This window comes from Micromonospora reichwaldensis, assembly GCF_031845925.1.
Lineage (GTDB): Bacteria > Actinomycetota > Actinomycetes > Mycobacteriales > Micromonosporaceae > Micromonospora > Micromonospora reichwaldensis.
In genome coordinates this window covers 1-13,912 of record NZ_JAVRFL010000029.1, presented here as the reverse complement: position 1 = coordinate 13,912, position 13,912 = coordinate 1, and the positions used below count along the sequence as shown (strand labels likewise).

The 13,912-nt window shown below is 74.4% G+C and carries 12 protein-coding genes; 9 read left to right on the top strand and 3 right to left on the bottom strand.

The genetic code is table 11. From position 1 onward, the window contains the following. Window positions 1-39: 39 nt before the first annotated feature. Window positions 40-705 carry a class I SAM-dependent methyltransferase gene (locus RM555_RS22300; protein WP_311413569.1) on the top strand — a complete coding sequence of 222 codons (666 nt, stop codon included), beginning with the start codon at window positions 40-42 and terminating at the stop codon, window positions 703-705. A 133-nt stretch (window positions 706-838) separates the two neighbouring features. On the opposite strand, the gene typA is transcribed toward RM555_RS22300, so the two are convergent. Then, window positions 839-2,707, bottom strand: coding sequence for a translational GTPase TypA (typA, locus tag RM555_RS22295; RefSeq protein WP_311413568.1), 1,869 nt, complete (start codon window positions 2,705-2,707; stop codon window positions 839-841). A 137-nt stretch (window positions 2,708-2,844) separates the two neighbouring features. On the opposite strand from typA, the gene RM555_RS22290 reads away from it, so the two are divergent. After that, entirely contained in the window at window positions 2,845-4,242 is a 1,398-nt protein-coding gene (locus RM555_RS22290; protein ID WP_311413567.1) for a DedA family protein, read from the top strand. 162 nt (window positions 4,243-4,404) lie between these two features. Here the strand turns inward: RM555_RS22290 and RM555_RS22285 are convergent, their stop codons facing one another. Further along, the gene (locus tag RM555_RS22285; protein WP_311413566.1) at window positions 4,405-6,537 is read right to left on the bottom strand and encodes an MMPL family transporter; all 2,133 of its coding nucleotides are present in this window, start codon (window positions 6,535-6,537) and stop codon (window positions 4,405-4,407) included. Window positions 6,538-6,706: 169 nt separating this feature from the next. Between RM555_RS22285 and RM555_RS22280 the strand changes: the two genes are divergently transcribed. The 5 genes from RM555_RS22280 to RM555_RS22260 all read left to right on the top strand — a co-directional run bounded on the left by RM555_RS22280 (window position 6,707) and on the right by RM555_RS22260 (window position 11,969). Then, complete coding sequence (locus tag RM555_RS22280) at window positions 6,707-7,222, top strand: MarR family winged helix-turn-helix transcriptional regulator (protein ID WP_311413565.1); 516 nt, start codon at window positions 6,707-6,709, stop codon at window positions 7,220-7,222. 4 nt (window positions 7,223-7,226) lie between these two features. Further along, window positions 7,227-8,909 (top strand): CocE/NonD family hydrolase, encoded by a 1,683-nt coding sequence (locus tag RM555_RS22275; RefSeq protein WP_311413564.1) that lies wholly within the window; start codon window positions 7,227-7,229, stop codon window positions 8,907-8,909. A gap of 150 nt (window positions 8,910-9,059) precedes the next feature. Continuing rightward, window positions 9,060-9,926, top strand: coding sequence for a hypothetical protein (locus tag RM555_RS22270; protein WP_311413563.1), 867 nt, complete (start codon window positions 9,060-9,062; stop codon window positions 9,924-9,926). A 73-nt stretch (window positions 9,927-9,999) separates the two neighbouring features. Next, window positions 10,000-10,572: an ArsR/SmtB family transcription factor gene (locus RM555_RS22265; protein WP_311413562.1), complete on the top strand. Its 573-nt coding sequence runs from the start codon at window positions 10,000-10,002 to the stop codon at window positions 10,570-10,572. After that, window positions 10,569-11,969, top strand: coding sequence for an MFS transporter (locus RM555_RS22260; protein WP_311413561.1), 1,401 nt, complete (start codon window positions 10,569-10,571; stop codon window positions 11,967-11,969). Before RM555_RS22265 ends, RM555_RS22260 begins: the two co-directional genes overlap by 4 nt. A gap of 51 nt (window positions 11,970-12,020) precedes the next feature. Here RM555_RS22260 and RM555_RS22255 read toward each other — a convergent pair whose 3' ends face one another. Beyond that, the gene (locus RM555_RS22255; RefSeq protein WP_088961229.1) at window positions 12,021-12,224 is read right to left on the bottom strand and encodes a cold-shock protein; all 204 of its coding nucleotides are present in this window, start codon (window positions 12,222-12,224) and stop codon (window positions 12,021-12,023) included. A 163-nt stretch (window positions 12,225-12,387) separates the two neighbouring features. On the opposite strand from RM555_RS22255, the gene RM555_RS22250 reads away from it, so the two are divergent. Both RM555_RS22250 and RM555_RS22245 read left to right on the top strand, forming a co-directional pair. Then, complete coding sequence (locus RM555_RS22250) at window positions 12,388-13,071, top strand: class I SAM-dependent methyltransferase (RefSeq protein ID WP_396888824.1); 684 nt, start codon at window positions 12,388-12,390, stop codon at window positions 13,069-13,071. 97 nt (window positions 13,072-13,168) lie between these two features. Next, entirely contained in the window at window positions 13,169-13,780 is a 612-nt protein-coding gene (locus RM555_RS22245) for a DedA family protein (RefSeq protein WP_311413559.1), read from the top strand. Window positions 13,781-13,912: the final 132 nt, after the last annotated feature.

Sequence of the window (13,912 nt, the reverse complement as noted above, 5' to 3'; positions counted from 1 at the left end):
GGGGCGGCGGGTCGGGGCGTTCGGCCGTACCGTGCGGGGATGACGGTTGCCGCCTACGACGCGCACGCCGACTGGTACGAGGCGTTCGCCACCGACACGTCCAGCGACTACATGACCCGGGTTCGCGGCCAGCTCCGCGACCTGCTCGGCGCCGGCCCCGGCCGCTGCCTCGACCTGTGCTGCGGCACCGGGCTCCAGGCGGCGGAGCTGCGCCGGCTGGGCTGGGATCCGGTGGGGGTGGACCTCTCCGGCGGGCAGCTGCGGCACGCCCGCGCGCGCCTGCCGGTGGCCCGCGCCGACGCGGCGGCGCTGCCGGTGGCCGACGCCTCGGTGCCGGCGGTGGCGTGCGTGCTGGCCCACACCGACGTGCCCGACTACGCGGCGGTGGTCGCCGAGGCGGCGCGGGTGCTCGCGCCCGGTGGGCGGTTCGTGCACGTCGGGGTGCACCCGTGTTTCGTGGGGGCGTTCGCCGACCGCTCCGATCCGGCGCGGATCGTGATCGACGGCGGCTACGCCGACCGGGAGCGCAGCTTCCGGGCCTGGTCGCCGCACGGGGTGCGGGTGCGCGTCGGCGCCTGGCACGTCCCGATGGCCGGCCTGCTCAACGCGGTCACCGACGCCGGCCTGACGCTGGGGCGCACCACCGAGGCCGGCTCCGGCCGGGTGCCCGACCTGTTCGCCTTCCTCGCCACCCGCCCCACCTGACGCCCGCGCCGCCCCGCCTGACGTGGTGCGGGGCGGCGACGGTGCAGCGCCCACGCCACCGGACGGGGCCGTGACGGGCGGAGCCCGGACCGCGTGGCGCGGTCCGGGCTCCGGGGAAGACTGCCGTCGTACGTCAGCCGGCGTGCTTGCGGCGGGCGGCGGCCCGACCGCGGAGCTGCTGGTCGAGCACCACCTTGCGGATCCGGATGGCGGCCGGGGTCACCTCGACGCACTCGTCCTCGCGGCAGAACTCGAGGGCCTGCTCCAGCGACAGCTTGCGCGGCGGGATCAGCTTCTCGGTCTCGTCGGAGGTCGACGCGCGCATGTTGGTGAGCTTCTTCTCCTTGGTGATGTTGACGTCCATGTCGTCGGAGCGGGAGTTCTCCCCGACGATCATGCCCTCGTACACCTCGGTGGTCGGCTCGACGAAGAGCTGGCCGCGCTCCTGAAGGTTGATCATGGCGAACGACGTGACGGCACCGGACCGGTCGGCGACCAGCGACCCGTTGTTGCGGGTGCGCAGCTCGCCGAACCACGGCTCGTACGACTCGAAGACGTGGTGCAGGATGCCGGTGCCCCGGGTGTCGGTGAGGAACTCGGTGCGGAAGCCGATCAGGCCCCGGGCGGGGACCAGCCACTCCATCCGGATCCAGCCGGTGCCGTGGTTGACCAGCTGCTCCATGCGGCCCTTGCGGGTCGCCAGCAGCTGGGTGATCGCGCCGAGGTACTCCTCCGGGGCGTCGATGGTGAGCCGCTCGACCGGCTCGCAGGTCTTGCCGTCGATCTCCTTGGTGACGACCTGCGGCTTGCCGACGGTCAGCTCGAACGACTCGCGGCGCATCTGCTCCACCAGGATGGCCAGCGCCAGCTCGCCGCGGCCCTGCACCTCCCACGCGTCGGGGCGCTCGGTGGGCAGCACCCGCAGCGACACGTTGCCGACCAGCTCCTTGTCGAGCCGGTCCTTGACCATCCGGGCGGTGACCTTGGCGCCCTTGACCCGGCCGACCAGCGGCGAGGTGTTGGTGCCGATGGTCATCGAGATGGCCGGCTCGTCGACGGTGATCAGCGGCAGCGGGCGCGGGTCCTCCGCGTCGGCCAGGGTCTCACCGATCATGATCTCGGGGATGCCGGCGACGGCGATGATGTCGCCGGGGCCCGCCGAGTCGGCCGGCTTGCGCTCCAGGCCCTCGGTCATCAGCAGCTCGGAGATGCGGACCCGCTGGGTGCTGCCGTCGGTGCGGCACCAGGCCACCGTCTGGCCCTTGCTGATGGTGCCCTGCCGCACCCGGCACAGCGCCAGCCGGCCGAGGAACGGGGAGGCGTCGAGGTTGGTGACGTGCGCCTGCAGCGGCGCCTCCTCCTCGTACGAGGGCGGCGGGATGGTGTCCAGCAGGGTGCGGAACAGGGGCTCCAGGCTGGTGCTGTCGTCGGGGACCGCGCCGTCGGCGGGCTGGGTCAGCGAGGCGATGCCGTCGCGGGCGCAGGCGTAGACGATCGGGAAGTCGATCTGCTCCTCGTCGGCGTCCAGGTCGAGGAAGAGCTCGTAGGTGTCGTCCACGACCTCCTTGATCCGGGCGTCGGGACGGTCCACCTTGTTGATCACCAGGATGATCGGCATGCGCGCCTTGAGCGCCTTGCGGAGCACGAACCGGGTCTGCGGCAGGGGGCCCTCACTGGCGTCCACCAGCAGCACCACGCCGTCGACCATGGTCAGGCCGCGTTCGACCTCGCCGCCGAAGTCGGCGTGGCCGGGGGTGTCGATGATGTTGATGGTCACCGGATCGGAGCCGTCGGCCGGCATGTACCGCACGCCGGTGTTCTTGGCCAGGATGGTGATGCCCTTTTCCCGTTCGAGGTCCATCGAGTCCATGACCCGTTCGGTTACCTCGCCGCGGGCGCCGTAGGCGCCGGCCTGCCGCAACATGGCGTCGACCAGGGTCGTCTTGCCGTGGTCGACGTGGGCGATGATGGCGACGTTGCGGAGGTCGGTGCGAAGCTGCATACCCTCCATACTCCTGTCTGCGGTTGCCGGGCACGCGTCGGGGGGTGTTACCCCCAGATGACCCGGATCTCTGCCGAAACTGATGTTCCGACCGTTTCAGCGCCTGGCATGCTGACCCCCGTGGGAATGGGGGCCCGATGCACGACCTGCTGACCTCGCTGCAGGGCCTGCCGCCCCTGCTGATCTATGTGATCGCCGCGATTGTCGTCGCGGGGGAGACCGCCGTGATCTTCGGTCTGCTGGTGCCGGGCGAGGCGACCCTGTTGCTGGTCGGCTTCCTAGCGTACGCGGGGACGCTGCGGCTCGTACCGGCGCTGCTGGTGATGATCCTTGCAGCAGTGATCGGCGACACACTGGCGTACCGGGCGGGCCGGCGGCACGGGCCCCGGCTGCGCGCCGGGCGGCTGGGCGCGCGGGTGGGCCACGAGCGGTGGAGCCGGGCGGACGCGATGCTCGGCCGGCTGGGCGGGCGCGGGGTGCTCACCGCCCGCTGGGTGGCCTTCGCCCGCACCCTGGTGCCCCGGTTGGCCGGGGCGGCCGGGATGCCGTACCGGCGGTTCGCGCCGTGGAACCTGGCCGGGGTGGTGACCTGGGTGGGCGGCTCGGTGCTCGTCGGCAACCTGGCCGGCGAGTCGTACGAGACGGTCTCCCGGCTGCTCGGGCGGGCCACCGGCGCGGTGCTGGTGCTGGTGGCCGCGCTGATCGCGGTGGTGCTGGCGGGGCGGTGGCTGGGCCGCAACCCGGATCCGGCCCGGGCGCTGGCGTCCCGGGCGGCGGGGCTGCGGCCGGTGCGTTGGCTCAGCGGCCGGTACGGGGTGCTGTTCTTCCTGCTCGCCATGCACGTCGGGCCGGCCTGGACGCTGCTGATCAACCTGGTCGCGGGCCTGCTGCTGCTCTTCCTGGCCGGGCTCGCCATCGCCTGGGTGCTCGGGGCGGTGGTCCGGCACAGCGGCCTCGCGGTGCTCGACAGCGCGATCGCCGACTGGTTCGCCGACCGGCGTACGCCCGGGGCGGTCGACGTCACGCTCGCGGTGGTCTCGGCGCTGCGCGGATCGTCGCTGATCGTGCTGGTGGCCGTCGTCGCGGCGGTGCTGGCCTGGCGGCACCGGCCCTGGCGGGCGGACCTGCTCAGCGTGGTCGGCACGGTGGGGGCGTTCGTGCCGCTGGTGGTGCTGGCCGTGGTGGTCGACCTGGCGGGGCCGACGGCGGGCGGGCCGGACGGCCGGGCCGCCGCCCTGTTCCCGACGCAGAACGCCGTGGTGGCGGCCAGTCTCTGCACCCTGGCCTGGCTGCTGTCCCGGGGGGCGCGCTGGCCGGTGGCGGTGGCCGCCTGGACGGCTGCGGCGGCCGGCGTGGTCGGCATCGTCGGCGCCCGCCTCTATCTGGGGCTGAGCACCGCCAGCGGCAGCGCCACGGCGGTGCTGCTCGGGGTGGCCTGGACGGCGTTGTTCGTGGTCGCCTGGGCCACCCGCGACAGGGCGGCGGGCGGCGACGTGGCCGAGCCCGAACCGGTGGCGGCCCGCGCCGACGCGTGAGCCGCCACCGCCATCGCCGAGCCGCGCACCAAGGACTCCTGGCGGACCGGTGGGGCGGGCGGCCAGGCCCGCCTCCACCAGCGTGCACGGTCGGCAGTCGGCGTGCCCGGGCCGCGCGAAGGGGCCGTGGCGGTGCCGCCACGGCCCCTTCCGGCGGGTCGGTCAGTCCCGGGTGGTCACCTGCTCGCGTCCCGTCGGTGCGTCGCCGTCCCCGGCGGGCTCGCGCGCGACCCGTCCCGGCCACCAGAAGCGGTCGCCGAGCGTGAACGCCAGCGCCGGCACCAGGACCGTCCGCACGAGCAGGGTGTCCAGCAGGACGCCGATGCAGACGATGATCCCGATCTGGGTCAGCAGGATCAGCGGCAGGACGCCGAGGACCGCGAAGACCGCGGCGAGCAGGACACCGGCGCTGGTGATGACGCCGCCGGTGACCCGCAGGGCCGAGAGCATGCCGGCCCGGGTGCCGCTGCGCCGGGCGTCCTCGCGGGCCCGGGTGACGAGGAAGATGTTGTAGTCCACGCCGAGCGCCACGAGGAACACGAAGGCCAGCAGCAGGACGCCGCTGTCGAGCGCCGGCATGTCGAGCACGTGGTCGAAGAGCAGCCATGACGCGCCGATGCTGGCGAAGAACGACGCGATCACGGTGAGCACCAGCAGCAGCGGGGCGACCAGGCCGCGCAGGAGCAGCACCAGCACCGCGCCGACGAGCAGCAGGATGATCGGCAGGATCAACCGCAGGTCCTTGCCGTTGGCCTCGTTCTCGTCGTAGGTGGCCGCGACGTTGCCGCCGACCACCGCGCCGTCGAACGCGGGCGCGCCCTCCACCGCGGGCGGGGCGGAGCCGGGGACCGCCGCGACCGCGTCCCGCAGCGCCTCGACGGCCCGGCTCGCCGCCTCGGTGCCGGGCTCGGCCTCCAGCACGACGTCGACCTGGGCGACCTGGGCGCCGGCCTCACCGGGACGCGCGGAGGCGACGCCGGGGACCCCGGCGGCGGTGTCCGTGACGGCCCGCACCGCCGAGGGGGTGGTGAGCACGGCGACCGGCTGGGTCGTGCCGGCGGGGAAGGACCGCGCGAGGGTCTCCGCGCCGGCGACCGCCTCCGGCTTGACCCGGAACTGCTCGGTCTCCGACAGGCCGGTGCGGATGCCCAGCCCGCCGAGGGCGAGCCCGGCGAGCAGCAGCGTCGCGAGCAGGGCGACCGGCACGGGACGACGCTCGACGGCGGCGCCGAGCCGGCCCCACAGCCGGCCCTCGCGGATCTCCCCGCCGACGCGGGGCACGAACGGCCAGAACAGGCCGCGACCGAAGATCACCAGGACCGCAGGGAGGACGAACAGCGCCGAGAGCATGGCGAGGACGACGCCCGTCGCGCAGGCCACGGCGAGGGCACGGTTGAGCTCCTGCTCCGACAGCAGCAGGGTGAGCACGCCGAGGACGACGGTGGAGCCGCTGGCGAGGATGGGCTCGGCGACCCGCCGCTGCGCGGCGCGCATCGCCACGAAGCGGTCCTCCTCGCGGCGTAGCTCCTCGCGGTAGCGGGCGATGAGCAGCAGCGCGTAGTTGGTGGCGGCGCCGAAGACGAGGACGCTGGCGATGCCGGTGACGGCGCCGCCGGGCAGGTTGATGCCGACGGCCGGGACGACCGTGTCGAGGGCGCGCAGCGTGAGCTGTTCCGTCGCCGCGACGACGACGAGCGGCACGATCCACAGGAACGGGCTGCGGTAGGTGATGAGCAGCAGCAGCGCCACGACGCCGGCGGTGACGGCCAGCAGCGTGGTGTCGGCGCCGGCGAAGACCTTCGTCAGGTCGGTGGCGAAGGCGGGCCCGCCGGTGACCTCCACGGTCAACCCCGCCGGCGCGTCGTCCAGGGACGCGCGGAGCTGGTCGATCCGCTCCGCGACCGCCTCCTGCCCGCCGGCGGTGGACAGCGGCACGGCGACGAGCGCGACGGTGCCGTCGGGGGAGACCTGCGGCGGGCTGACGCGCCCGCCGACGGCGAACTGGCCGAGGTCACCCGACTGACCGGTCAGGGCCGCGCGGTCGGCCTCGGTGAGGGCGGCCCGGTCGGCGCGGCTGACCACGACGATCGCCGGCTGGACGTCGCGGGAGGGCAGTTGGTCCTGGAGGCGCTCCACCTGGGTCGACTGCCACTCGACGGACAGGCCGGTGGCGGAGACGGCCGCCGGGTTGTCGGGCTTGGGCAGCACGAAGACGGCCGCCCCGAACACGATCGCCGCGGCCACGGTGAGCCACGCGGCGAGCCGTCCGCGCGCCACGCGGGTGAACACTGACATCGGATGCCCTCACGGTCTCTCGACGGATTTCCTTCGACGGTCAAGACCTCGCGAACGACGCAAAGGGTCGGCCGTCGAGTATCTCGATAAACGAGATTATCGACTGCTGAGTTATGCTGCAACCGGAACGGACAGGCGGGAGGCGGCGACCGACGTGGCAGGTCACGGCATGTACCGGCGGCGCGACACGCGCCGCGAGCGACTGGTCGCCGAGATCGGGACCGGGCTACGGCGCTACTCGGTCGACGCGCAGCACATCGGGCACGCCTTCGCCGCCCTGCACGGGCTCAACGCCACCGACCTGCAGGCGCTGATCGCGGTGATGGACGCCGAGCTGATCGGCCGGCCGATCACCCCCGGCCGCCTGGGCGAGGCGCTCAACCTGTCGTCCGGCTCGGTCACCGCCCTGATCGACCGGCTGGAGCGCGCCGGGCACATCCGCCGCGACCGCGACACCACCGACCGGCGCAAGGTCTTCCTGCACTACGCCGAGCAGGGCGCCGCGCTGGCCATGGAGTTCTTCCGGCCCCTGGGCCGGCGCACCGACGACGTGATGGCCGGCTTCAGCGACGAGGAGCTGGAGGTGGTGCACCGGTTCATGACCGCGATGACCGCCTCGATGGGGGAGCACCGGGACGCGGTGCGCGCCGCCCGCGACGAGCCGGCCCGGCGCGCGAACGGCTGACGTCGTGCTCGACCGGCTGGCAGCCCGCCTCGCCACCGCCGCGCTGCGGTTGCCGCCCGCGCGCACCCGTCGGGTCACCCTCACCCGGGGCATCGCGGTGCGGGTACGCGACGGCGTGCCGCTGCGCACCGACCACTACGCCCCGGCCCTGCCCGGCTCGCCCACCGTGCTGATCCGCACGCCGTACGGGCGGGGCGGACCCATGCGGCTGCTCGGCCGGCTCGCCGCCGAACGCGGCTTCCACGTGGTGATCCAGTCCTGCCGCGGCACGTTCGGCTCCGGCGGCACCTTCGCCCCGCTGGTGCACGAGCGCGAGGACGGCCTCGACACCCTCGACTGGCTGCGCCGCCAACCCTGGTGGTCCGGCGCGTTCGGCATGTTCGGCGCCAGCTACCAGGGCTTCGTGCAGTGGGCCCTGGCCGCCGACGCCGGGGAGGAGCTGCGCGCGATGGTCGCGGTGGTGACCGCCTCGGGCACCCGCGACTCGACGTACGCCGGGGAGTCCTTCGCCCTCGACACCGTGCTCACCTGGGCCGAGCTGCTCCAGGCGCAGACCGTGCCGTGGCTGGCCCGGCAGTGGGAACTCAAGCGCGGCCAGCCCCGGCTGGTCGCGGCGCTGGCCCACCTGCCGCTGGCCGAGGCGGATCGGGTGGCCACCGGCGTCACCGTGCCGTTCTTCCAGGAGTGGCTGCGCCACCACACCCCGGACGCCGGCTACTGGCGCACGCGCGTCTTCGGCGACCGGATCGCCGAGGTCCACGCGCCGGTGGCGATGGTGAGCGGCTGGCACGACATCTTCCTGCCGGCCCAACTGCGCGATTTCGCGGCGCTGCGCGCGGCCGGCGCCCGGCCCCGGCTGACCGTCGGACCGTGGACCCACGGCAGCCCCGGGCTCTTCGTCGCCGCGCTGCGCGACGGGCTGGACCACCTCGACGCCCACCTCGCCGGGCGGCCGGCCGGTGCCGGCGCGGCGGCCCCCGTGCGGGTGCACGTCGGCGGTGCCGGTGGCGGCTGGCGGGACCTGCCCGACTGGCCGCCCCCGGCGGTGCCGACCCCGTGGCACCTGTACCCGGACGGCGGGCTGAGCACCGCCGCGCCGGTCCCGTCGGCGCCGGACGGCTTCCACTACGACCCGGCCGACCCGACGCCCTCGCTCGGCGGGCCGCTGCTGGTCGCCCAGCGGGCCGGGCCGGTGGACAACCGCCCGGTCGAGGCCCGGCCCGACGTGCTCACCTTCACCAGCGCCCCGCTCGAGGCGCCCGTCGAGGTGATCGGTCCGGTGCGCGCCGAGATCCACCTGCGCAGCGAGCTGTCCCACCTGGACGTCTTCGTGCGGCTGTGCGACGTGGACCGGCGCGGCCGGTCCTGGAACGTCTGCGACGGCCTGGTCCGGGTCGCGCCCGACCGGTTCCCCGCCGACGCGGCCGGCGTGGTGCGGGTGCCGGTGGAGCTCTGGCCCGCGGCGCACCGGTTCGCGCGGGGGCACCGGCTGCGGGTGCAGGTCTCCGGCGGCGCCCATCCCCGCTACGCGCGCAACCCCGGCACCGGCGAGCCCCTCGGCACGGCAGTCACCCTGCGTGCCGGATGGCGGGAGATCCTGCACGATCCACAGTGGCCGTCCGCTGTGGTCCTACCGGTCCTGCCGCCGGGGTCGCAGGTTTCGGTCGGCGGAAAAAACCTGCTCTGAGCTGGGCATTTATCAATCGACGGGGCTATGGTTGGGCCACTGCCCGACGCCGTGCACCAGCCGGTCGGGCTCGCGTGTGAGGCTCCCGCACCGCCTACGCGGTGTCACTGCTGTGCCCGGCCCTCGAACGCATCCCCGAGGGGGGAACCCATGACGCGGGCACCGCAAAACCTGTTGGCCGTCCGCCGCCTGCTGCTCGACCACCTCAACGTCGACCCCGACGCCGTACGCGACCAGGACCTCGAACCCGCCGAGGTCGGCATCGTCGGCGACCCCGCCCACCGGGGCGGCTACCACTGCGGCTCCGACCGGGTGGTGCCCAGGGACTACTCCGTCGTCGAGTCGCCCCGGGACTCGTCCGGCCTGACCCTCGACGCGGCGGCGCTCGACGTCGGTCTCTTCCGGGTCAGCGTCGGAGGACGGGCGCACGACCTCCGTAGCTTCTCCACCTGGTGCGTCGCGCAGTGCACCGCGGGCACCACGGACAGCCGGGACATCCGCGAGATCATCTACTCCCCGGACGGCAAGGTCGTCCGGCGGTGGGACCGCCTGCGCAAGCGGACGAGCGGGGACAACTCCCACCTGTGGCACACCCACTTCAGCTTCTTCCGCGACTCGATCAAGGCGAACCAGGACCAGACCCCCCTGTTCCGCCGCTACCTGACGACCATTGGACTCCTGGAGGACGACATGAGCGCCGAGGCCGAGAGCAAGATCAACAGCATCTACGCCGGCATGTTCCTGGGCGGGTCGAGCATGGGGCGCAGCGTCGACCCCGACGCAGGCGGCCCCGCGGCGGCCAGCAACAGCGTGGTGGCCAAGCTGGATTACGCGATGCAGCGCCTGGACGCGTTGACCGTCCAGCTCAACACGTTGTCCAACAAGGACTTCACGGACGAGCAGGCCATTGTGACGGGAGTCCTCGCCGCGCTCACGCCCGAGAAGATCGCCGCAGCGATCCCCGCCACCATGGCCCAGCAGGTCGCCGACGAGCTGGCCCGCCGCCTCGCCGCCTGACCCGCACGAGTCGGCAACGGCAGTTGCGCAATAGGTGTTGCGCAACTGCCGTTGCCGATGTCAGGCTGACGGCATGACCAACCCCGACGTACGCCACGTGACCGACTCGCGGGTGCTCGCCGCGCTGTCCCATCCGCTGCGCCGCCGGTTGATGGACGTGCTCAAGGTGCACGGCCCGTCCACCGTCGGCGTGCTCGCCGAGCGGACCGGACAGGCGCCGGCGAACGTCAGCCACCACCTCAAGGTGCTGGCCGCCGCCGAGCTGGTCGAGGAGGCGCCCGAGCTGGCCCGCGACCGGCGGGAACGCTGGTGGCGGCTGGTCACCCGGGGCGTCCGCTGGTCCCAGTCGGACTTCGACGATCCCGCCGCCCGGGCCGTCGCCGATGCCGCCACCTCGCTCAACCTGGACCGGCACGTCGCCCTCGCCCGCGCGTGGCACGCCACCGACGAGGCCAGCCGGGCCGCCTGGTCGCAGGGACCGTTCTCCACGGACCGCTGGCTGCACCTGACCGACGACGAACTCGCCCAGTTGGCCGGCGAGCTGAACGAGGTGCTCGCCCGGTGGGGCGACCGGGAGGTGCCCGACGACGGGCGGAAACGCGAGCCGGTCTTCCTGTTCGCCTACGGGATCCCGGCCATGCCGTGACGCCGTCCGCCGGCGCCACCCCGCCGCCCCGTACCGCCGGCGCCACCCCGCCGCCCCGTACCGCCGGCGCCCCGGCCGCCGGCGCGCGCCGGCCGGGCGCCGACCCCGCGACCGACCCGGCGGTACGGCCCGCCGGTCGGCCGGCGGCAGCGGCGCCCCGGGGAGGGCTGCTGCGGCACCGGGACTTCCGGCTGCTCTGGGCCGCCCAGACGGCCAGCGCCGTCGGCAGCAACGTCACCGCCGTCGCGCTGCCCTTGGTCGCGGTGACCGTGCTCGACGCCAGCACCTTCGTCGTCGCGGTGCTCACCGCCGCCGCCTGGCTGCCGTGGCTGCTCGTCGGCCTGCCGGCCGGCGCCTGGGTGGACCGGTTGCCGCGCCGGCCGGTGATGATCGCCTGCGACCTGGGCTCCGCACTGCTGTTCCTCAGCGTCCCCGCCGCCGCCGTACTCGGCGTGCTGACCGTGACGCAGTTGCTGGTGGTGGCGTTGGGCGCCGGGCTGGCCCGGGTCTTCTTCGAGACGGCGGACCAGGTCTACCTGCCCGTGCTGCTGCGCCCCGAGCAGGTGCCGGAGGGCAACGCCAAGCTCCAGGCCACCCAGACCGCGAGCTACGTGCTCGGCCCCGGTCTCGCCGGCGTGGCCGCACAGGTCGCCGGCGCCGTCACGGCGCTGCTGCTCGACGCGCTGAGCTTCCTGTTCTCCGCCGCCTGCCTGCTGCGCATCCGCACCGTCGAGCGGCGCCCCGAGCGCGCCGGGCCCGCGCGGTCGCTGCGGCGGGAGATCGGGGAGGGGATCCGGTTCGTCGCCCGGGACCCGTACCTGCGGGTGCTCACCGCCTTCGGGGCCGCCAGCAACGTCGGCCTGGTCGGCTATCAGGCGGTCCTGGTGGTCTTCCTGGTCCGCGAGGCGCGGCTCGCGCCGGCCCCGGTGGGCGCGCTGGTCGCGGCGATGAGTCTCGGCGGCATCGTCGGCGCGCTGTCGGCCACCCTGCTCGGCCGTCGGCTCGGCACCGCCCGGGCCATGCTCCTGGCGGCGGTGTTCACCGGGCCGCCGGCGTTGCTGATTCCGCTCGCCGGACCCGGCGGCCGACTCGCCCTGCCGGCGATCGGCGGGATGCTGGTCAGCCTCGGGGTGGCCGTGGGCAACGTGCTCAAGGGCAGCTTCCGCCAGACCTACACGCCGCACCACCTGCTGGGCCGCGTCACCGTGAGCATGCAGATGCTCAACTACGGCACGATCCCGCTGGCCGCGGTCGCGGCCGGGGCGGTGGGCGCAGCCTACGGGGCGGGCACCGCGATCGCGGTGATGACGGGCTGGCTCGCGCTCACCCCGGCACTCCTGCTGATCGGGCCGCTACGGCGGCGATGGGACCTGCCCGTCGCGCCGAAGCGGCCCTGAATACGCGCTGCGGCGGCGGCCGTCAGCCGGCCGCCGCCACCGGCACGGGATCTACAGCGGACGGACGTTGTCCGCCTGCGGACCCTTCTGACCCTGGGTCACCTCGAACTCGACCTTCTGGCCCTCGTTCAGCTCCCGGTAACCGCTCGACGCGATGGCCGAGTAGTGGACGAACACGTCCGGCCCTCCGCCATCCTGCTCGATGAAGCCGAAGCCCTTTTCCGAGTTGAACCACTTAACCGTGCCGGTTGCCATGCATCTCTCCCTGTTCCAAAGCGGGTGAACCCCGGTCATCGACCGATGATCGCCCGGTGCTACCCCGAGAGTAACCGGCCGAACCCCGATCCGCTGGCCGAACTCCCGGCGCGGCGACGCGAAAGCCGGGCGAGACGAGGTCGGCTGGGGCATGCTTGCCCCGATGAGGGGTGCCACAGCCGACGCGCTGACCGAGATCGAGCGGGAGATCGACGCTCCCGGCGGCGGGCTGGACCGGCTCCGGCTGGTGCGGATCCCGTTCGTCCCCGAGGTCCGGCTGCACCTGGCCGAGGACGCCATCGTCTGGTGGGCCCGGATGGAGGCGCAGGCCGGGCACGCCCTGCCCGCGCCGTACTGGGCCTCGGTCTGGGCCGGTGGCCAGGCCCTCGCGCGCCACCTGCTCGACCACCCCGACCTCGCGGCCGGCCGCCGGGTGCTCGACCTCGCCGCCGGGTCCGGCCTGGTGGCGATCGCGGCCGCGCTCGCCGGCGCCGAGCGGGTGGTCGCCAACGACATCGACCCGTACGCGGTCGCGGCGGTCACCGTCAACGCCCGGGCCAACGACGTGACGGTCGCGACCACCGGCGGCGATCTGCTCGACAGCGATCTCGAGGGGGTGGACCTGCTGTTGGCCGGGGACGTCCTCTACGACGCGACGATGGCGGCGCGGGTGCTGCCCTTCCTGCGGCGGGCCGCCGCCGGCGGCGCCGAGGTGCTGGTGGGCGATCCCGGGCGGGGCCACCTGCCGCCGGGCGTGCTGGCGACGGTGGCGAGCTACCCCGTGCCGACCACCGAGCCCTCCGTGGACTCGACCGTGCGCCGGGTGCAGGTGCTGCGCCCCCGGTGACCCCGGGCTCTCAGGGTCGACCCCGAGCCCGATACCAGGGGGCGGTGGGGGATCGGACCCGATGTCCCGGGTGGTCGGGCGGCCATAGCGTACGGGCATGGCGGATTGGCTGACCCAGATCGGAGAGCTCCCCACCACCCTGCTCATGGGGGTGCTCGGGGTGGTGATGCTCTTCGACGCCGTACCGCTGCTCGGGGTGCTGGTCCCCGGCGACGTGGCGATCCTGGCCGCGATGGGGGTCGGCGGCCCGACCACCGGGGCCGCCACCTTCGCCGTCGTGGTCGCCGGCTGCCTCGCCGGCTGGTCGCTGAGCTTCCTCGCCGGCCGCCGGTACGGCGACCGCCTGCGGCACAGCCGCCTCGGCGACTGGATCGGCGAGGCACGCTGGGCAGCGGCGGAGGGGATGCTCCAGCGCGGGGGCGGCCGGATGGTGCTGGTCGCGCCCTTCCTGCCGGTGTTCAACGCGCTGCTGCCGCTGGCGGCGGGCGGGCTGCGGATGTCGTACCCGCGCTTCCTCGGTTGCGCGACGCTCGGCGCGGCGGCCTGGGCCGGGCTCTACCTGGTGCTGGGCAGCGCCTCGCGGTCGCTCGCCGGGCTGCTGCCGGGGGAGTCCAGCCCGATGCTCGTCACCATGGCGGTCGGGCTGCTGCTGGCGGGCGCGGTGCTGATGGGCACACGGCGCCGACTGCGGGCGGTCACCGGGGCCTGACCAGGCGCCGGACGGGGAGCGCGGAATCCGGGGGACCGACGGGGGTGCCCGGGGACCGAGTGGGGAGCCGGGGGACCGACGGGTGAGCGGGGGAGCGGGGGACCGACGGGGGGAGCGGGGCCGGGCGCGGGT

What these genes read in the sequence shown, in the direction of transcription:
- RM555_RS22300 (WP_311413569.1), top strand. Translation starts at nt 40, where the DNA reads ATGACGGTTGCCGCCTACGACGCGCACGCCGACTGGTACGAGGCGTTC.
- typA (WP_311413568.1), bottom strand. Translation starts at nt 2,707, where the DNA reads ATGCAGCTTCGCACCGACCTCCGCAACGTCGCCATCATCGCCCACGTC.
- RM555_RS22290 (WP_311413567.1), top strand. Translation starts at nt 2,845, where the DNA reads ATGCACGACCTGCTGACCTCGCTGCAGGGCCTGCCGCCCCTGCTGATC.
- RM555_RS22285 (WP_311413566.1), bottom strand. Translation starts at nt 6,537, where the DNA reads ATGTCAGTGTTCACCCGCGTGGCGCGCGGACGGCTCGCCGCGTGGCTC.
- RM555_RS22280 (WP_311413565.1), top strand. Translation starts at nt 6,707, where the DNA reads ATGTACCGGCGGCGCGACACGCGCCGCGAGCGACTGGTCGCCGAGATC.
- RM555_RS22270 (WP_311413563.1), top strand. Translation starts at nt 9,060, where the DNA reads ATGACGCGGGCACCGCAAAACCTGTTGGCCGTCCGCCGCCTGCTGCTC.
- RM555_RS22265 (WP_311413562.1), top strand. Translation starts at nt 10,000, where the DNA reads ATGACCAACCCCGACGTACGCCACGTGACCGACTCGCGGGTGCTCGCC.
- RM555_RS22255 (WP_088961229.1), bottom strand. Translation starts at nt 12,224, where the DNA reads ATGGCAACCGGCACGGTTAAGTGGTTCAACTCGGAAAAGGGCTTCGGC.
- RM555_RS22250 (WP_396888824.1), top strand. Translation starts at nt 12,388, where the DNA reads ATGAGGGGTGCCACAGCCGACGCGCTGACCGAGATCGAGCGGGAGATC.
- RM555_RS22245 (WP_311413559.1), top strand. Translation starts at nt 13,169, where the DNA reads ATGGCGGATTGGCTGACCCAGATCGGAGAGCTCCCCACCACCCTGCTC.